This window comes from Rubrivivax albus (genome assembly GCF_004016515.1).
Taxonomy (GTDB): domain Bacteria; phylum Pseudomonadota; class Gammaproteobacteria; order Burkholderiales; family Burkholderiaceae_C; genus Rubrivivax; species Rubrivivax albus.
This window is the reverse complement of record NZ_SACT01000004.1, coordinates 147,549-166,191: the sequence shown is the minus strand read 5'-3', so window position 1 is coordinate 166,191 and position 18,643 is coordinate 147,549. Positions and strand designations below refer to the sequence as shown.

17 protein-coding genes are annotated in these 18,643 nt (G+C 70.9%); 5 read left to right on the top strand and 12 right to left on the bottom strand.

Annotated elements, in window-relative coordinates:
* Window positions 1-53: 53 nt before the first annotated feature.
* From gltA to ENE75_RS13830, 7 genes are all read right to left on the bottom strand, one after another.
* Complete coding sequence (gene gltA / locus ENE75_RS13860; RefSeq protein ID WP_128198914.1) at window positions 54-1,364, bottom strand: citrate synthase; 1,311 nt, start codon at window positions 1,362-1,364, stop codon at window positions 54-56.
* A 7-nt stretch (window positions 1,365-1,371) separates the two neighbouring features.
* The gene (locus ENE75_RS13855) at window positions 1,372-1,662 is read right to left on the bottom strand and encodes a succinate dehydrogenase assembly factor 2 (RefSeq protein ID WP_128198913.1); all 291 of its coding nucleotides are present in this window, start codon (window positions 1,660-1,662) and stop codon (window positions 1,372-1,374) included.
* 13 nt (window positions 1,663-1,675) lie between these two features.
* Window positions 1,676-2,380: a succinate dehydrogenase iron-sulfur subunit gene (locus tag ENE75_RS13850; RefSeq protein ID WP_128198912.1), complete on the bottom strand. Its 705-nt coding sequence runs from the start codon at window positions 2,378-2,380 to the stop codon at window positions 1,676-1,678.
* A gap of 13 nt (window positions 2,381-2,393) precedes the next feature.
* Window positions 2,394-4,199 (bottom strand): succinate dehydrogenase flavoprotein subunit, encoded by a 1,806-nt coding sequence (sdhA, locus tag ENE75_RS13845; protein WP_128198911.1) that lies wholly within the window; start codon window positions 4,197-4,199, stop codon window positions 2,394-2,396.
* A gap of 5 nt (window positions 4,200-4,204) precedes the next feature.
* The gene (sdhD, locus tag ENE75_RS13840) at window positions 4,205-4,567 is read right to left on the bottom strand and encodes a succinate dehydrogenase, hydrophobic membrane anchor protein (protein ID WP_128198910.1); all 363 of its coding nucleotides are present in this window, start codon (window positions 4,565-4,567) and stop codon (window positions 4,205-4,207) included.
* Between the two features lie 11 nt (window positions 4,568-4,578).
* Window positions 4,579-4,968: a succinate dehydrogenase, cytochrome b556 subunit gene (sdhC, locus tag ENE75_RS13835; RefSeq protein WP_233259081.1), complete on the bottom strand. Its 390-nt coding sequence runs from the start codon at window positions 4,966-4,968 to the stop codon at window positions 4,579-4,581.
* Between the two features lie 150 nt (window positions 4,969-5,118).
* Window positions 5,119-5,874 (bottom strand): GntR family transcriptional regulator, encoded by a 756-nt coding sequence (locus ENE75_RS13830; protein ID WP_128198908.1) that lies wholly within the window; start codon window positions 5,872-5,874, stop codon window positions 5,119-5,121.
* Window positions 5,875-6,025: 151 nt separating this feature from the next.
* Between ENE75_RS13830 and ENE75_RS13825 the strand changes: the two genes are divergently transcribed.
* The 5 genes from ENE75_RS13825 (at window position 6,026) to ENE75_RS13805 (ending at window position 11,754) form a co-directional block, all read left to right on the top strand.
* Window positions 6,026-7,012 (top strand): malate dehydrogenase, encoded by a 987-nt coding sequence (locus ENE75_RS13825; protein WP_128198907.1) that lies wholly within the window; start codon window positions 6,026-6,028, stop codon window positions 7,010-7,012.
* 246 nt (window positions 7,013-7,258) lie between these two features.
* Window positions 7,259-7,660, top strand: a complete 402-nt coding sequence (locus tag ENE75_RS13820) for a hypothetical protein (RefSeq protein WP_128198906.1) — start codon at window positions 7,259-7,261, stop codon at window positions 7,658-7,660.
* Between the two features lie 55 nt (window positions 7,661-7,715).
* Entirely contained in the window at window positions 7,716-8,723 is a 1,008-nt protein-coding gene (locus tag ENE75_RS13815) for an HpcH/HpaI aldolase/citrate lyase family protein (RefSeq protein ID WP_128198905.1), read from the top strand.
* 93 nt (window positions 8,724-8,816) lie between these two features.
* Window positions 8,817-9,230, top strand: coding sequence for a hypothetical protein (locus ENE75_RS13810; protein ID WP_128198904.1), 414 nt, complete (start codon window positions 8,817-8,819; stop codon window positions 9,228-9,230).
* Between the two features lie 106 nt (window positions 9,231-9,336).
* A complete protein-coding gene (locus ENE75_RS13805) occupies window positions 9,337-11,754 on the top strand; it encodes a hypothetical protein (protein ID WP_158288946.1) in 2,418 nt (805 codons plus the stop codon).
* Between the two features lie 40 nt (window positions 11,755-11,794).
* Here ENE75_RS13805 and ENE75_RS13800 read toward each other — a convergent pair whose 3' ends face one another.
* The 5 genes from ENE75_RS13800 to ENE75_RS13780 all read right to left on the bottom strand — a co-directional run bounded on the left by ENE75_RS13800 (window position 11,795) and on the right by ENE75_RS13780 (window position 18,637).
* Window positions 11,795-14,767 carry an AAA family ATPase gene (locus tag ENE75_RS13800; protein ID WP_128198902.1) on the bottom strand — a complete coding sequence of 991 codons (2,973 nt, stop codon included), beginning with the start codon at window positions 14,765-14,767 and terminating at the stop codon, window positions 11,795-11,797.
* Window positions 14,768-14,815: 48 nt separating this feature from the next.
* Window positions 14,816-15,544: a PEPxxWA-CTERM sorting domain-containing protein gene (locus tag ENE75_RS25360; RefSeq protein ID WP_233259080.1), complete on the bottom strand. Its 729-nt coding sequence runs from the start codon at window positions 15,542-15,544 to the stop codon at window positions 14,816-14,818.
* 58 nt (window positions 15,545-15,602) lie between these two features.
* On the bottom strand, window positions 15,603-16,292 hold the full coding sequence (locus ENE75_RS13790; protein ID WP_128198901.1) for a PEP-CTERM sorting domain-containing protein: 690 nt from the start codon (window positions 16,290-16,292) through the stop codon (window positions 15,603-15,605).
* A gap of 123 nt (window positions 16,293-16,415) precedes the next feature.
* Window positions 16,416-17,399 (bottom strand): SDR family oxidoreductase, encoded by a 984-nt coding sequence (locus tag ENE75_RS13785; protein ID WP_128198900.1) that lies wholly within the window; start codon window positions 17,397-17,399, stop codon window positions 16,416-16,418.
* Window positions 17,396-18,637: an MFS transporter gene (locus tag ENE75_RS13780; protein WP_233259079.1), complete on the bottom strand. Its 1,242-nt coding sequence runs from the start codon at window positions 18,635-18,637 to the stop codon at window positions 17,396-17,398. Before ENE75_RS13780 ends, ENE75_RS13785 begins: the two co-directional genes overlap by 4 nt.
* Window positions 18,638-18,643: the final 6 nt, after the last annotated feature.

Here is an 18,643-nt window from a genome sequence, read left to right as displayed (position 1 = left end):
AAGGCGGCCTGTGCATGTCGGGCCCGGCGCCTGCCGGGTCGCTTCGCCCGTGTTCAGCGCTCGGCCAGCGGCTTGACGTCGCGACGCTCGGAGCCGTGGAACAGCTGGCGCGGGCGGCCGATCTTGTACTCCGGGTCGCCGATCATCTCGTTGAGCTGGGCGATCCAGCCCACCGTGCGCGCGAGCGCGAAGATGGCGGTGAACAGCGGCACCGGGATGCCGATGGCGCGCTGCACGATGCCGCTGTAGAAGTCGACGTTCGGGTACAGCTTGCGGGCGACGAAGTACTCGTCCTCCAGCGCGATCTTCTCCAGCGCCATCGCCAGCTTGAACAGCGGGTCGTTCTGCAGGCCCAGTTCGCTGAGCACCTCGTGGCAGGTCTCGCGCATCAGCTTGGCACGCGGGTCGTAGTTCTTGTAGACCCGGTGGCCGAAGCCCATCAGCTTGACGTTGCTGCTCTTGTCCTTGACCTGCTTGATGAACTCGCCGATCTTCTCGACGCCGCCGTTGCGCTGGATGTCCTCGAGCATGTTCAGCGCCGCCTCGTTGGCGCCGCCGTGCGCCGGGCCCCACAGGCAGGCCACGCCGGCGGCGATGGCGGCGAACGGGTTGGTGCCGGAGCTGCCGCACAGGCGCACGGTGGACGTGCTGGCGTTCTGCTCGTGGTCGGCGTGCAGGATGAAGATGCGGTCCATCGCGCGCACCAGCACGTCGTTGGGCTCGTACTCCTCGCACGGCGTGCCGAACATCATGCGCATGAAGTTCGCCGTGTAGGTGAGGTCGTTCTTCGGGTAGATGTAGGGCTGGCCGATGGTGTACTTGTAGGCCATCGACACCAGCGTCGGCATCTTCGCGATCAGGCGGATCGCGGCGATCTCGCGGTGCTTCGGGTTATGGACGTCGGTGCTGTCGTGATAGAAGGCCGACATGCCGCCCACGAGGCCGGTCATGATGGCCATCGGGTGCGCGTCGCGCCGGAAACCGCGCAGGAAGAACTGCATCTGCTCGTTGACCATGGTGTGCACGGTCACCATGCGGTCAAAGTCCTTCTGCTGCTGCGCGTTGGGCAGTTCACCGTTGAGCAGCAGGTAGCACACGTCCATGAAGTCGCAGTGCTCGGCCAGCTGCTCGATCGGGTAGCCGCGGTACAGCAGTTCGCCCTTGTCGCCGTCGATGTAGGTGATGGTCGACTGGCAGGCGGCGGTGCTCAGGAAGCCCGGGTCGTAGGTGAACTTGCCGGTCTGCGCGTAGAGCTTGCGGATGTCGATGACGTCCGGGCCGATCGTGCCCTTGTAGATCGGCAGGTCCATGCTCGGGCTGCCGTCGGAGAACGAGAGCGTGGCTTTCACGTCGGAGGGGGTCATACGGGCTTCACCTTTGATGTTGGGGCTCGGGCTGGCGCATCAGCGCCAGCACCTCGCGCACGTCGGGCCGGTCGAGTTCGTCCTGCGGCTCGCGGCGCGCGAGCAGCAGGTCGAGCAGGTCGTTGTCCGACAGGTCCATCAGGGCCATCAGCCCGTCGGCCTGTCGTGTGGTTATCGTCTCCCCCCCGCTTTCCACTCGGCGGAAGAAGCGCTCGACGAACAGGTCGTTCTCGAGCAGCCCCCTGCGGCAACGCCACCTGAGCTTGCTCAGCGATCTTTCGTCGAGTGGCGTGTCCATCGGGGGGCGTGGATCAGACGGCCCGGCGGACCATCAGCTCCTTGATCTTGCCGATCGCCTTGGTGGGGTTCAGGCCCTTGGGGCAGACGTCGACGCAGTTCATGATCGTGTGGCAGCGGAACAGGCGGTACGGGTCCTCGAGGTTGTCGAGGCGCTCCGCGGTGGCCTGGTCGCGGCTGTCGGCGATGAAGCGGTAGGCCTGCAGCAGGCCGGCCGGGCCGACGAACTTGTCCGGGTTCCACCAGAAGCTCGGGCAGCTGGTGGAGCAGCTGGCGCACAGGATGCACTCGTACAGGCCGTTGAGCTCGTCGCGCTCCTCGGGCGACTGCAGGCGCTCGGTCTCCGGCGGCGGCGTGTCGTTGACCAGGTACGGCTTGATCGAGTGGTACTGCTTGAAGAACTGCGTCATGTCCACGATCAGGTCGCGGATCACCGGCAGCCCCGGCAGCGGCTTGAGCACGATGGTGCCCGGAAGGGTGCGCAGGTTGGTCAGGCAGGCCAGGCCGTTCTTGCCGTTGATGTTCATCGCGTCCGACCCGCAGACGCCTTCGCGGCAGCTGCGGCGGAAGCTCAGGGTCGGGTCGACCTCCTTGAGCTTCATCAGCGCGTCGAGCAGCATGCGTTCGGTGCCATCGAGTTCGACCTCGAGGGTCTGCATGCGGGGCTTCTGGTCCTGGTCGGGATCGAAGCGGTAGATCTGGAAGGTCTTCTTGGTCATGTGACGGGACACCTCAGAACGTGCGGACCTTGGGCGGAACGGATTCCACCGTCAGCGGCGTCATCTTCACCGGCTTGTACGACAGGCTGTTGCTGGCCGAATCCCACAGCGTGTGCTTCATCCACACGGCATCGTTGCGGCCGAGCGGGAACTCCGGGTCGTCGGCGCCGCGCTCGTAGTCCTTGACGGTGTGGGCGCCACGGCATTCCTGGCGCGCGGCGGCGGACACCATCGTGGCCTGGGCGGCCTCGATCAGGTTGTCGACCTCCAGCGCCTCGATGCGCGCGGTGTTGAAGACCTTGCTCTTGTCCTTCAGCGTGATGCCGGCCACGCGCTCGCGCAGCGCCGCCACCTTGACCACGCCCTCGTCCATGCTGGCCTGGGTGCGGAACACGCCGGCGTGCTGCTGCATCGTGGCGCGGATGTCGTTGGCCACGTTCTGCGCGTACTCGCCGCTGGTGCTGCTGTCCAGCCGCGCCAGGCGCTCCAGCGTGCGGTCGGCCGCATCCTTGGGCAGCGGCTTGTGCGACTTGTCGGCGCGCTTGAAGCTGTCGACGATGTGGTTGCCGGCGGCACGGCCGAAGACCAGCAGGTCCAGCAGCGAGTTCGTGCCCAGGCGGTTGGCACCGTGCACGCTGACGCAAGAGCATTCGCCCACCGCGTACAGGCCGTTCACCACGCTGTTGTGGTCGCCGTCCTTCGGCACCACGGCCTGGCCATTGATGTTGGTGGGGATGCCACCCATCTGGTAGTGGATGGTCGGCACCACCGGGATCGGCTCCTTGGTGATGTCGACGTTGGCGAAGTTGTGGCCGATCTCGAACACGCTGGGCAGGCGCTTGAGGATGGTGTCGCCGCCCAGGTGGGTCATGTCGAGGTGGATGTAGTCCTTGTTCGGACCGCAGCCGCGCCCTTCCTTGATCTCCTGGTCCATGCAGCGGCTGACGAAGTCGCGCGGCGCCAGGTCCTTCAGCGTGGGCGCGTAGCGCTCCATGAAGCGCTCGCCGTTGACGTTGCGCAGGATCGCGCCCTCGCCGCGGCAGCCCTCGGTCAGCAGCACGCCCGCGCCGGCCACGCCGGTGGGGTGGAACTGCCAGAACTCCATGTCCTCCAGCGGGATGCCGGCACGTGCCGCCATGCCCAGGCCGTCGCCGGTGTTGATGAAGGCGTTGGTGCTGGCCGCATAGATGCGGCCGGCGCCGCCGGTGGCCAGCAGCGTGGTCTTGGCCTCGAGGATGTAGACGTCGCCGGTCTCCATCTCGAGCGCGGTGACGCCCAGCACGTCGCCGTCGGCGTCGCGGATCAGGTCCAGCGCCATCCACTCGACGAAGAAGTTGGTGCGCGCGGCCACGTTGCGCTGGTACAGCGTGTGCAGCATCGCGTGGCCGGTGCGGTCGGCCGCGGCGCAGGCGCGCTGCACCGGCTTTTCGCCGTAGTTGGCGGTGTGGCCACCGAACGGGCGCTGGTAGATGGTGCCGTCCGGGTTGCGGTCGAACGGCATGCCGAAGTGCTCGAGCTCGTAGACGACCTTGGTCGCCTCGCGGCACATGAACTCGATGGCGTCCTGGTCACCGAGCCAGTCGGAGCCCTTGATGGTGTCGTAGAAGTGGTAGTGCCAGTTGTCCTCGGACATGTTGCCCAGGCTGGCACCGATGCCGCCCTGCGCGGCCACGGTGTGCGAACGGGTCGGGAAGACCTTGGACAGCACGGCCACGTTGAGGCCGGCGAGCGACAGCTGCAGCGACGCGCGCATGCCGGAGCCGCCGGCACCGACGATGACGACGTCGAACTTGCGACGGGGGAGATTGGCCAGTGCCATGATGTTTACAGCCTCCAGAGCACCTGGACCGCCCAGCCGGCGCAGCCCACGAGCCAGACGATGGTGGCCACCTGCATCACCAGGCGCAGGCCAGCCGACTTGACGTAGTCCATCCAGATGTCGCGCGTGCCGACCCAGGCATGCCAGGCCAGCGCAATGATCACGGTGAAGGTCAGCACCTTCATCCACTGGGCCGAGAAGATGCCGGCCCACTTGTCGTAACCCATCGGGCCGGGCATCAGCACCTGCACGATCACGACCAGCGTGAACAGCGCCATCAGGCCCGCCGTGGCGCGCTGCACCAGCCAGTCGCGCAGGCCATAGTGCGCACCGCTGACGATGCGCTTGGATCCGTAGTTGACAGCCATCGTGGTGATCCTCAGAACAGGCCGAACAGCTTGGCGCCCAGCACCACGGTCAGCACGATCGACAGCGCGAGGGTCGTCACCGCCGACTGGTGGCCGAACGCCTTGGTGACGCTGTGCGTGGCGTCCATGTACAGGTGGCGCACGCCGGCGATGAAGTGGTGCAGGTAGGCCCAGATCAGCGCCAGGGCCACGATCTTGACGAACCAGCCGGGGAACACGCCGAGCCCGGACGAAAAGGCGCTGGCGAAGACGTCATAACTCACTTCGGAACTGACGCTGGTGTCGAACATCCAGATCACGAACGGCAGCAGCACCAGCATCAGCGCACCGCTGGCACGGTGCAGGATGGACACCACGCCCGCCAGCGGCAGGCGGTACTGCAGCGCGTCGGTCAGACGCATGGGGCCCGGGCGATTGGCGGGGGCGACTCTCGTTGAGGACTCGGCCATGTTGTTTTGGGGGTTGTCCGGATGTGAAACCAACTGAGTTTATTGCAACGCCGCAGGCTTACGCGGTGCTTGGCAGGCCGTGCGAGCCTTCGGCGCGGGCGATCAGGTGAGCACGTTGCGGTAGTGATGGGCCTCGGTGCGATAGAGCCCGCGGCGCAGTTCCACCGGCTTGTCGCCATAGGTGTAGGACAGGCGCTCGACGGACAGCAGCGGCGTGCCTTCGGGCACCGCCAGTGCCTGCGCACCGTCGCCGGTGGCCGGCACGGCGCGGATCTTCTCGTCGGCGCGCGACATGTGCACGCCGTACTCGGCTTCGAAGTAGGCGTACATCGGCCCGCGGTTGGCGGCGAGGCGTTCGGCGCTCAGGCCCTTGAACGGGGCCGCCGGCAGCCAGATCTCGTCCAGCACCACAGGCTGCTCGCCCTGCAGCAGCAGACGGCGGATGAGCACCACGCTCTCGCCAGCCTTCAGATCCAGCGCCCGCGCCACGTCGGCCGGCGCGCGCAGGCGACGGCACTCCAGCAGGCGACGACGCAGCGCGGTGGCGTCGGCATCGTCGGGCTGCAGGCGAAGGAAGCGGTACTGCGTGCGCTCCTCGGCGTGCGTGGCCACGAAGGTGCCCTTGCCCTGGCGGCGCACGACGAGGTTGTCGGCCGCGAGTTCGTCGATGGCCTTGCGCACCGTGCCCTGGCTGACCTTGAAGCGCGCCGCGAGCTCCATCTCGCTGGGGATGGCCTCGCCCGGCCGCCACTCGCCGCCCTGCAGGCTGCGCAGCAGCAGGCCCTTGATCTGCTGGTACAGCGGGCTGAACGACGGCGTCGGCTCGGCACCGACGACGCGCGTGGCGAGGTCGGTCATGGGCGGGGCGCCGGGACACGGGACATGCCGTTATTGTGCCTGCATGTCTTGCATAAGACATAAGAGTGGCGTCAGCCGCCGGCGTAGAATTGCGGGTTTGCCCCATCCTCCACCCCGGTCGCTGGCCGGACCTTTGATCCAGGAGTTCTCCATGAGCAAGAAGCCCGTCCGCGTGGCCGTCACCGGTGCCGCCGGCCAGATCGGTTACGCCCTGCTGTTCCGCATCGCCTCCGGCGAAATGCTCGGCAAGGACCAGCCGGTGATCCTGCAGCTGCTGGAGATCCCGGACGAGAAGGCCCAGAAGGCGCTCAAGGGCGTGATGATGGAACTGGAGGACTGCGCCTTCCCGCTGCTGGCCGGCATGGAAGCCCATGGCGACCCGATGACCGGCTTCAAGGACACCGACTACGCCCTGCTCGTCGGCGCCCGCCCGCGCGGCCCCGGCATGGAGCGTGCCGACCTGCTGGCCGCCAACGCGCAGATCTTCACCGCCCAGGGCAAGGCGCTCAACGCCGTGGCCAGCCGTGACGTGAAGGTGCTGGTCGTGGGCAACCCGGCCAACACCAACGCCTACATCGCGATGAAGAGCGCGCCGGACCTCAAGCGCGAGAACTTCACCGCCATGCTGCGCCTGGACCACAACCGCGCCGCAAGCCAGATCGCTGCCAAGACCGGCAAGCCGGTGGCCAGCATCCGCAAGCTGGCCGTGTGGGGCAACCACAGCCCGACCATGTACGCCGACTACCGCTTCGCTACCATCGACGGCGCGTCGGTCAAGGACATGATCAACGACCAGGTCTGGAACAAGGACGTGTTCCTGCCCACCGTGGGCAAGCGCGGCGCGGCCATCATCGAGGCCCGCGGCCTGAGCTCGGCGGCCAGCGCCGCCAATGCCGCCATCGACCACATGCGCGACTGGGCCCTGGGCACCAACGGCGAATGGGTCACCATGGGCGTGCCCAGCAACGGCGAATACGGCATCCCCAAGGACGTGATGTTCGGCTTCCCGGTCACCACCGAAGGCGGCCAGTACAAGATCGTCGAGGGCCTGCCGATCGACGAGTTCAGCCAGGCCTGCATCGACAAGACCCTGGCCGAGCTGACGGGCGAGCAGGACGGCGTGAAGCACCTGCTGTAACGCGCTGCGCATCCGATGCCCACGCCGGACTCGTGCCGGCGTTTTGCTGGAGACGCCGGACTCGTGCCGGCGTTGTCGCTTGTGGCATCGGAAGTGCCATTGCGGCGGGCTGGCACAGGCCATTGCCATTCATCGGCAGGCACGGCGGCCCAGCGACGCCAGCCGCGGGCCCGTCGCCTGCCTGCAGACGAAAACACCGTCGCTACGGCCCACTGGCCTCGTCATCCACCCGCCGACGAGGTCACCATGTCACGCCCTGCTCTCCGCATCCTCACCGCCACCGTGGTGGCCCTGGCTGTTTCGCCCCTGGCCGTCCTGCCCCTGGCCGCGCAGGCCGCCGAACCGATGCAGGTGGAGATCACCACCCCCCGCGTCGCCTTGCCGGACTCGGCCACGTTCAGCGCGATGACTGGCGACTTCGCCCTCGGCGATGGCCGCACGCTGCGCGTGATGCGCCCCGGCCTGCACCTGATGGTGGCCTTCGACGGTGGCTGGGCGCGCACCGTGGAGCCGGTGGGCGAGCACCGCTTCGCCAGCCCGGACGGCCGTCTGGAGGTCGCTTTCGACCCGGGCCTGGACAGTCTGCGCGTGATCGAGAACCGCCGCGTCACGGTGGCCGTGCGGGGCGCCGACACGACGTTGCGCTGACACGCCGGACGGCGGCGCTTTGGCGCTACCCTCGGGGCTCTGGAGGCCCCGAGTCATGACCACGCCCGCCCTGCACCCGCGTCAGGCCCTGTTCGATCCTGGCGAGCCGTCCGCGCCCGCCCTGCCCGTCTGCGACCACTACGCCGGCGTCGAGGAACGCATGCGCAAGAGCCTGCAGTTGCAGGCCCGGCTCGGCCCGGTGTTCGACGTCACGCTGGACAACGAGGACGGTGCGCCAGTGGGTGCCGAGGTGGAGCATGCGCGCCTGATCGCCACGCTGCTGGAGAGCGCCGACAACCGCTTCGGCCGTGTCGGCGTGCGCGTGCTGCCGCTGGGCCACCCGCGCTTCGCGGAGGTGCTGCGCACCGTGCTGCGCGCCGGCAAGCCACCGGCCTACCTGATGCTGCCCAAGCCCGGAGGCGTGGAGGACGTGGAGCGCGCCATCCATGCCATCGACGCCGCCGGCGGCCACGGCATCCCGCTGCATGCGTTGGTGGAGACGCATGGCGCGCTGCGCGAGGTGATGGCCATCGCCGCCGTGCCGCGCATCGAGTCGCTGTCCTTCGGCCTGATGGACTTCGTCTCGGCACACCGTGGCGCGGTGCCGCTGTCCGCGATGGGCGTGCCCGGGCAATTCGAACACCCGCTGGTCGTGCGCGCCAAGCTGGAGATCGCCGCCGCCTGCCATGCGCACGGCAAGGTGCCATCGCACTGCGTGGTCACCGAGTTCAAGCACGCCGCCGCGCTGCAGGCCGCCGCCACGCGGGCCGCGCGCGAATTCGGTTACACCCGCATGTGGAGCATTCACCCGTCACAGGTCGAAACCATCGTCGAGGCCTTCTCGCCGACCACGGCGGAGGTGGACCTGGCGGTGGAGATCCTGCTCGCGGCGCAGAGTGCGCAGTGGGCCCCCATCCGCCACCGTGACGTGCTTCACGACCGGGCCAGCTACCGCTACTTCTGGCACCTGCTGGAACGCGCGCACCGCACCTCCACGGCCGACGGGCCGCAGCTGCCGGCGGCCGTGCGCGAGACCTTCTTCGCCGACGCACCGCACGCCTAGCCGGCGTTGCAGCTTGCCACCGGTTGCAGTCGCGAACGCCCGGACACCCGGGCCGCCGCGAGTATCGGCTCCGCATCAACCTCGGAGACCTGCATGCACCGCTTCCTGATCCCCCTGGCCGCGCTGTCGCTGACCAGCCTCGCCCCCGCCGGCGCCGGCGCCGAAGGTCTGAGCGCCGAACAGCTGGCCGCCGCGCAACAGGTCTACGTCGGCACGGCCGAATGCGAGATGAAGCAGAGCGTGCACCTGCGCGCGCTGGATGGCCGGCCCGGTCACTTCGAGCTGCAGCACAAGAAGGCCCGCTACACGCTGACGCCGGAGCCCACCAGCACCGGCGCCATCCGCCTGGAAGACCGCAAGGCCGGCATCGTCTGGCTGCAGATCCCGGCCAAGTCGATGCTGCTCAACGCCAAGATGGGCCGGCGCGAGGTGGACAACTGCCTGCACGCCGAGCAGCGCGCCGAAGCGGGCACGCCGGCCGCGTCGATCGGCATCGCGCAGCGCTGACCCGCAACCGCGGGGCCGCGCTGTGCGCGCCGGCGCGCGGCTGAGACGGTGCAGAGACGCGGACGGGCCACGATGGCGACCGTCATCGGCCCGCACGTCTGCACCCATGTTCCTGCGCCCACGTCGAACCCTTGCCACCGCGGCACTCGCCCTTGCCCTGACCGCCTGTGGCGGCGGCGGTGCAGACGACAACCCCACCCAGCCAGTCCTGCGTGACACCCGGGTGTTGTCTGCCGCCGGAGGCACGTTGGTGGTCGACGGCGCGTCGCTGACGCTGCCGGCCGATGCGCTGCAGGCCGACACCGAGCTGACCCTGGAACAGCTGCCGGCCGACCCTGCCGCCGGCGAACTGCTGCACCTGCGCCTGAGCCCCGCCGGCCGGCGTCTGGCGGCCACCGCCGAACTGGCGGTGGACCTGCCCGCCGCCCCTGCCGACACCCAGGCCTTCTGGGACGTGGGCGGCGACCTGGTCCTGGCCCCATCCACCCGCAGCGGCGACCGCTTCACGCTGCGCCTGGACAGCCTGGGTGTCGATGGGGACGGACGCCGGCTCGACCCTGCGGCCGCCAAACCATCGGGGCGTCGCCACGCGCTTGCCGCCGCCAGCCCGGCCGGTGGCGATCTGAAGCTGCAGGTGCAGGACTGCCAGGCCAAGGCACGCGCGCTCACCCGCCGGCTGGCCGACATGCTGCAGCGCGACGCCATCGACGAGGCGCAGCTGCTTTCGGATGCTCTGGTGGATCTGGTGCAGCAATGCCAGGCGCTGGAAGTTCAGCAGGCCCAGGCCGAGGCCTGCACGCAGCAGGCGGCTGCCGTGGCGGCCATCCAGCAGTCCGCCCCGCCCACGCTGGCCGAACTGGACAAGCGCGTGCGCGACCTGCTGGGCACCACCGACGCGGTGCGCAAGGTGCTGGCCTCGTGCCCGGTCGTGCCCGAGGTCGACACCCTGCTGCGCGCGAGCATCGAGCAGTACACCCGCGTGCTGAAGGCCGACCTGGACGCCGGCCGGCTCGAAGGAGCAGCCGGGGCACGAGAGCTAAGCCGCCTGTTCGCCGTGGACGCCGACTGCCAGCTGCTGGGCCTGGACGACGCCTGCACGGTGCTCAGGACCGAGGTCTTTCCCGAGGTGCTCAACGGCATGCGCGTCGACGCCTTTGCCGAGTGCCGCGAGCGCGGCAGTTCGCTGCCGGTGTCGCAGCTGATCGACCTGGGGGTGTTCACCGGCCGCGAGGGCAAGTTCCTCGACTTCGCGCGCTACACGACGGCCGATCTGGAACTAGACGCGGCCATGTGTACGGCGCCCGAACTCCAGGTGCGCGTGTTCGGCAGCGACGACGCCCTGGACGACCGTCCCGACCTCGACACGCGCATCGTGGCCCTGGGCGCGCTGGGGCAATACACGCAGCGCGGCGAGGTGCGACCGCCACGGGCTGGCCGGATCGTGCTGTCCGGCCCGATCAAGGTGTCGCGCTGCCCGGATGGCAACGCGCTCGGGGCGGACCTGGTGGTGCGCCTCGCGACGAATGACGGTACCGGCGCCGTGCTGGCGCGCCGTCCGCACGATGGCACGCGATTCACGCTCGACAGCGCGCCCATCGACCTGTCCCTGCCGCAGATCCTGGCCACCGCGGGCCAGGACCCGGCCAGCACCACGGGCGTGTCGCTGACCCTGACCCAGGAAGGCGGCGCGTGCACCTCGTTGCTGGACGAGGACAAGGTGGTGTTGACGTCGCCCGTACGCCTGTTCCAACTGGATTTGGTGTTCGGTCTCGCCGAGTCCTGGCGTGGCACGGTCACGCTGGAGACGCAGTTCTCAGAACAGCTGCGATCGAGCTATGGCCTGACATTCCTGACCGAGGAGGAAAGCGTCTGCGGCACCTCATGCGGCAGCATCGTCTCAAGCCACTCGGTGAGCGCGGCCTGGGTCATTCCGGTCGAGATGGTGGCTGACCTGGCCGCGGGCACCACGAGGTCTCTCGTGCCCAGCGGACAGCCCACGCTCAGCGGCAGTTGGTCTGGGCAGACTCTGGCCACCCAGCTGTTCGAGCAGGCCGACGGTTGCACCCGATCCCGCAGCCTGGAGGAAGGCTACGGGGCCAGCCCACTCGACGCCGTGTTGCCGACGCTGACCCTGCAGCGCGGCACGGACGACAGCCTCCGCCTAGCGGTCGCCGGCGACGGCAGCATGCGTTTCAGCGGTCCGCAGTCGTCACGCCTCCAAGGCGCAGTGACCTGCCGAACATCCATCACCAACGACCCGCCAGTGAGCACCAACGTCACCGTGATCGGGAATCTGGCCACGCCCGCCATCGCCGCCACGCGCAGCGCAGCCGCGGCAGCCGATGCGGTCTGGGAGGGTGAGGTCGTACTCGGCGGCAACGCCACCAGCTGCGGGGCGGCCGCTGGCACAGACAGCTCCCTGGTGGGCGAGGTGTTCAATCCCGGCGACAACGAGGTGTCGGTGGAGGACCAAGCGTGCCCGCAGTCGACTCGCCTGCGCTGGCGGCTGGAGCGCCAACGTTGATCTTGGCGGCAGCGTGCGGTTGGCCGCAGCCCGCCAGGTCTCATGACGTGTCGGACGTGGCCCGCCGTGCCAGCGCCTCGTCGAGCCGCTGCTTCAGCCCCGGGTACAGCGGTTCGTCGCGCAACCAGGGCTGCACGCGGGCCGCGTCCTCGGCCCGCCCGTGGTTGAGCACCGCCACCAGTGCGCCGGCCTGGACGGCATACATCTCGGTGCGCCCCACCGCCGCGAACACCGCGTCCACCGCCGCCCCCAGCGCGGCGTCGTCGCCGCACCGCCGCGCCGCGATCTCCAGCAGCTTGCCGCTGGCGGCGCACGCAGCCGAAGCGTTGTCGCCGGCCAGCACGCGCCGGTACAGGCGCTCGGCCTCGTCGATCCGGCCCACGGCCAGCAGGCTGTAGGCGGTGTTGGACGCCAGCGGCGCGTTGAACACCTCGCCGCTGCCACCCAGCGCGCGCAGGCCCACCCGTGCTGCCTCGTCGTCGCGCCCCATCTCCCCCAGGCAGAAGACCAGGTTGCCGGCGGCCTCCAGTTCGGTGTAACGGGCGCCGATGCGGCGCGCGATGGCCAGCGCCTCTTCGTGTAGCGGCCGCGCGTCGGGATGCCGCCCGGCCAGGTCAAGCGCCACACCCTGGCTGGTCAGCGCGCCGGCCAGATCGGCCCCGGGCGGCTGGCGGCGCAGCCACTGCACGTAGCGTGCGGTGGCCTCGGCACAGGCCTCGGCATCGCCCTGGGCGTGGGCCAGCTTGGCGGCATCCAGCCACAGCGTGGGCAGATCGGAGTCGATGTCGCGGGCCTGGGTGAGATGGGCCGAAGCTTCGTCCAGCCGACCCCGCCACAGCGCGATCTCGAACAGTTCCACCAGCGCCGCCTGGCGCGTGGCCGGCATGGGCAGGGCCTGCAATGCGGCCTCGGCCGCACGCTGCGCGGCGTCCAGGTCCAGGCGCTGGCGGGCCAGGAAGGCCCGGGCGACATCGATGCGCGCCACGTCCAGGGCCGGCGCCGGGCACTCGCCCAGGCGTCGTGCCGCGTCGGCCAGCAGGCGTTCGCCGCTGTCGAGCAGGCCACGTTCCCCATCGCGCCGGGCCGCGGCCAGGGTGGCGTCGAGCCCCTGCGCCAGGTCGCCCGCCGCCCACCAGTGCATGGCCAGCACGTGGGGTGGCAGCACCGCAGCCAGGCGCGTGGCGATGCCGGCGTGCAGCAGCGCGCGCACGGGCTCCGGGCAGTCCTCCAGCAGCACCTGGCGCAGCAGGTCGTGCGCAAAACGCCGGCCGGCCAGCAGGCCTGCGGCCTGGGCCTGTGCCAGGCCTTCGGCGGCCGCCCATTCCGACAGGCCGGCCAGTTCGGCCAGCGACACCAGCGACTCCGCATCCCCGGCCACCGCCGCCACGCGCAGCACGCGCCGGGTGGCGTCGTCCACGCGCTGCAGGCGGCGGCGCACCAGGCTGGCCGCGCGCGGGGGCACGCTGGGGGCGGGGGCATCGGCCAGCGCCTCCAGGGCGCGGCCACCGTCGGCCGCCGTGTCGAGCCGGCCGTCCTCGTGCAGGCTGCGCAGGGTCTCCAGCGCAAAGAAGGGGTTGCCGCCGCTGCGTGCCGCCAGCCACGTGGCAAACCTCGGCAGGGGCCGGCCCGTGACCGCCTCCGCCAGCGTGGCCAGTGCGGTGACGGGCAAGGGCGACAAGGGCAGACGGTGCAGCCGGCCTTCGGCATCGACCGCCGACAGCCAGTCCTGCACCGCCAGGCTGGCGTCCGCCGGCCGCAGCGTGGCCCACCAGGCCCGCCCGGCACCGGCCGCGAACGCCTGGGCCAGCACGGCCACGCTGTCGGCATCCAGCCACTGCAGGTCGTCGATGACCACCGGCCCGGGCCAGCGCTGCAGCAGGCCCACCAGCGCGGCCTGCGGCCCGGGGGCCCGCCCGTCGGTGGCCTGCGTCCGTGGGCCTGGGGCCAGGGCCGGCAGCCACTGCCCCAGCGCGTGCCGCACGTCGGCGGGCAGGCCCAAGACCGCCACCGTGGCGGCGTGGGGAGCGAGCGCCGCCGCCAGGGCCTGCAGCGGTGCGGGCTGCAGCACGTCGCGGCCCGCGATCCACAGCACCTGCACGCCGCGCGGTCCGCTGCGCAGCGCGGCGTGGACCAGGGTCGTCTTGCCGAGACCCGGCTCGCCTTCCACCACCCAGAATCCGTGAGTGCCAGCCGTCAGGGCCAGCAGGGCCTCGTCGCGCGCGAGCATCGGCGGCGTCCGCAGGGCATCGGGCCAGTCCACGTCGGGTGCCGGCGCCGGACGCGGCATCGCCGGCGCCGGCGGGGCATCGGCGCCGCCCAGCGCATCGGCCAGGGCCACGGTCTGCGGCAGCGGCGGCAGGCCGAGTTCGCCCTGTGCGCGCTCGGCGTAGCGCCGGTACAGCGCGCGCGCCTCGGCCCGCTCGCCGGCCGCCGGCGCCACCCGCAACAAGGCCTGCACGGTGTCCTCGGCCAGCAGGTCATCGTCCAGCAGGCGGCGCAGCAACGCCCACGCAGCCACTGGTTGCCCCGCCGCCTCGAGCGCATCGGCGTGCGCACGGGCCGCGCGGCGCCAGGCGCCACGCAGACGGTCCCGTTCGGTGTCCAGCCAGTCCTCGAGTGTCGAAAAGCCTCGCAGGGCCTGGCCGGCCATCAGCGCTGCAGGCTGCAGTGCCACCGCCGCTGGCCAGTCGCCGGCATGGGCAGCCGCCATGAACTGCGCCACATCGCTGTCCAGCAACAGGCGCACGCGGGTGCGTTCGGCCACCAGGGCATCGCCCACGCCGGCCGCAGCCAGCAGCTGCCGGCTGCGGTGCAGCGTCACGCGCAGCTGGCGCTGTGCGTCGGCCGTGCCGACATCGGGCCAGAACAGGAGCGCCAGCCGATCCCGGGCAAGCCAGCCATCGGCCAGCGCCAGCACCGCCAGCAGCACCGCCGGCGCGGTGGCCGGCAGTGGCCGCTCGTCGCCATCGACAGACAGGCGCAGCGTTCCGAAGCAGTGAAGGTGGACGGGCACGGCGCCGCACTGTAGCGGCAGCCGCGCCGGGGACCGGCGCTGGCGGCGTCAGCGGCGCCGCTTGAGTGCACCGACGGCGGCCAGACCCGCCAGCATCAAGGCCCAGCTGCCCGGCTCGGGCACGGCAGCCGTGACCGTCCACTGGAAGTTGTCCAGCGCCGTGACGGAACTGCCGGGATTGCAGCCGCTGGAGCCGCTGCAGCTCGCGGCAAGGCCCCAACGGACGCCGAACTCGATGGGCGCCCCGCCGGCGCTCAGGTCCAGCGCAGCCCCCGGGGTCAGCGACACCCAGTTGTCCGTGGCGGTGAACGACCAGCGGGTCGGCGTGGCCATCACCGGCCCCACCGGCACATCGCTGCCGGCCACCGTGAAGATCACGCCGTCCTGGCGCAGGGCGGGCCGCACGAAGCCGGTGAGGCCATTCGAGAAGCTGCTGGACAGGCCGAGCAGATCGACGGCCACGTCGATCCGGTCCACCGCACCCTGCACGGCAGGGTCCCAGGCGGCCCCGGTGTAGACCAGCGCCAGCACGTTGGTGAAGCTGCCCGGCGCCGTGGTGCGGCCCAGCGACCACCGGACCTGCCATTCGGTGTCGCCGCTGCCGGCCACCGCGGCTGACACCGCGCTCGGCGGGCCGCCGTCCAGCAGCAGCAGGCTGTCCCAGCTGGCGGCGTCGGGGTCGACCACGTCGACCGTCAGCGTCGTCGCCCAGGCGGACGCGGTGCAGAACAGGGCGAGCGCGCCCATGGTCATCGATCGGGTGAGGGTCTTGCGCATGCTGGCGCTCCTGGGTCCAAGGGTTGGCATGGGGATGCTGTGCGGTGGCACCGACGGTTCAGGCACGGCGTTGGCGCCGACGCGCCACGGCGGCCAGCCCGGGGAGCCCCGCCAGCATCAGCGCCCAGGTGTGGGGCTCCGGCACCGGCGCGGTGGCGAAACCCCATTGCACGTGGTCCACCTCCTGCGCGCCACCGGCGCTGGTGATGGCGATGGCCGAGATGCCACCGGCGAACTGCACGCCGAAGAAGCGGTCCTCGGCCGTGGTCGAAGAGAAGGTGTTGTCGCCGACACGGCGCACGATGGACCCCAGGCTGTTGCCGCCGGCGTCGAAGGCACTGAAGGTCGCGTTCACCGGCCCGCCGTGGTCGGTCCAGACGAGGCCGAAGGCGGTGGGCAGCGGGCCGGTGCCGACGAAGTCGAAGCGCATCGCGCCGCCGAAGATCGAACGACCGCCGGCGCCGGAACCGTCGATGACACCATCGTCGCCATCCACGGAATCGGTGACGCCGCCCGGGGCGATGATGCTCAGGCCGGGGTTGGCGCGCAGCGAGGCATCGAGCACACCGTCCTCGAAGTTCTCCAGCACCGTGGGTGAACCGCCGGCGTAGAAGCCGGCCGGGATGTCCGCCTCCGACAGGTAGGGCGTGTCCGTGAAGACGAAGCTGACCTCGTCCGCGGCGGCGGGCGCGGCGGCCAGCGTAAGCGCGAGAACGGCAGCAGCGGCGGTCGGCTTGAGGTGGCGCATGGCAGGGTTCCGGTGAAACGTCCTGACCGGCATGCTGGTCAGCGGCCGTCTCCGCACCGTTTCAATGGCGCCGCCCGGACCCACGCGACACCCCCTCGACCCCGGGGGCGGGCCGCCCGTGGGTCAGCCCGCCAGCGCCGCGCGCTCCCGTTCGCTGCTCAGGCCGGCCTTGTCGAAGGCCTGCGCGGCCGGCGGCAGGCTGCGCCACCAGGCCAGCGTGTCGGCCACCGTCTGCGCCAGTGGCCGCGTGTGCAGGCCGGCGGCCAAGGCACGGCGGGCATCGGCGCGCATGAACCCCGCATGGTCGGCATCGTCGGGCAGGGCCAGCGGCAGGTCGCTCCAGGGCTGCAGGCCGCGGGCCTGCAGGGTGGCCATGTCGGTCCAGCGCAGGTCGGGCAGCACGCCGGCGGCGTCGGCGCAGGCCTGCAGCACCTGGCCCATCGTCAGCGTCGGGCCGACGGCGTTGTAGATGCCGTGCCGGTCGCCGTCGATCAGCTGCAGCATGAAGGCCGCCAGGTCGCGCGCGTCGATCACCTGCACCGGCGCGTCGGGGTGCCCGGGCGCGAGCACCGGCGCGCCATCGATCGCCCGCGCCAGACGCGCCGGCCAGTAGGTGAAGCGCTGCGTGGGGTCGTGCGGGCCGACGATGAGGCCGGGTCGCACGACGGTGACACGGGCATCGAAGGCATCGATCAGTGCCGCCTCGCACAGGGCCTTGAGCGCGCCATAGGTACGGCCGTCGACGACGTCGGCGTCCGGGTCGTCGATCGTGGCCAGCGGGTCGCCTTCGGTGTTGGCGGTGGCGGTCGAGGCATAGACCGACACCGACGAGACGAACACATAGCGCCCCACCCGGTCGCGCAGCGCGGCCGCCATTGCCGCCACTTCACGCGGCAGGTAGCCGCAGGTGTCGACCACCGCATCCCAGCGGCCGTGCGCCAGGGCGGACAGGTCCACGCGGCGGTCGCCGACCAGCGACTCGACACCGGCCGGCGCCGGCCCCGACTGCCCACGGTTGAACAGCGTGACCGCATCGCCCCGCGCCAGCGCGGCGTCCACCAGGTGGCGGCCGACGAAGCGTGTGCCGCCGATGACCAGCAGCCTCATGCCGGCACCGCCCTGCGTCGCGCCCCGGCCACGCGCCACCACAGGAAGCCGGCGATGGACAGGTTCAGCGCATTCCACACGATGCCGTTGACGAAGGCGGCGTGGTACGAGCCGGTGAGGTCGAACACCTTGCCCGACATCCAGCCGCCCAGCGCCATGCCCAGCAGCGTGGCCATCAGCACCGCGCCGGTCTTGGCGCCGGCCACGGCGGCCGGGAAGTGCTCGCGCACGATGATCGCGTAGCTGGGCACGATGCCGCCCTGGAACAGCCCGAAGAGCGCCGAGACCACGTAGAGCGACACCAGCGAATCGGCCGGCAGGAACATCAGCAGCGCCAGGCCCTGCAGCGCCGAGCCCAGCAGCAGCGTGCGCACGCCGCCGATACGGTCGCAGATGGCGCCGCTGAGCAGCCGGCTGGCGATGCCGCAGGCCAGCATCAGCGACAGCATCTCGGCGCCGCGCGCGGCGCCGAAGCCCAGGTCGCCACAGTAGGCCACGATGTGCACCTGCGGCATGGCCATGGCCACGCAGCAGGCCACGCCGGCGATGCACAGCAGCGTGAGCGCGGCATTCGGCGCCAGGCCGAAGGGGCGCGCGCCATCCCGTGCCATTGGCAACGCGATGCCGGCCGCGGCCAGGGCCGGCGGGCGCTCGCGCATCAGCGGCACCAGCAGCGCCAGGCCCACGCCACACACCAGGCCGAGCGCGGTGTAGGTGTCGCGCCAGCCGTGGTGCTCGATGCCCCATTGCACCAGCGGCGGCCAGATGGCGCCGGCCAGGTAGTTGCCGCTGGCGCAGATGGCCACCGCGATGCCGCGCCGCTTGACGAACCACAGCGCCGTGTCGGCCACCAGCGGCGCGAAGGTGCAGGCGCTGCCGAAGGCGCCGAGCAGCACGCCGTGCACGAGGGCGAAGGTGGTGATGCCGCCGGTGTGTGCGGCGGCGGCGTAACCCAGCCCCAGGCCAGCCGCACCGATGGCCAGCACGGTGGCCACGCCGAAGCGGTCGGCCAGCCGGCCCATCAGCAGGCCGCCGACGCCGAAGCCCACCATCAGCAGCGTGTAGGGCAGCGACGCGTCGGCACGTGCGACACCGAACTCGGCCTGCGCCGCCGGCAGCACCACCGAGACCACGTACATCGCACTGCTGCCCAGCGTCATCGCCAGCAGCGTGGCCGCCAGGCGCCACCAGGCGTAGCGGCTGTCGGGAGCGTGGAGCGAGGCGCGGGCGGACGTCACCCGCCG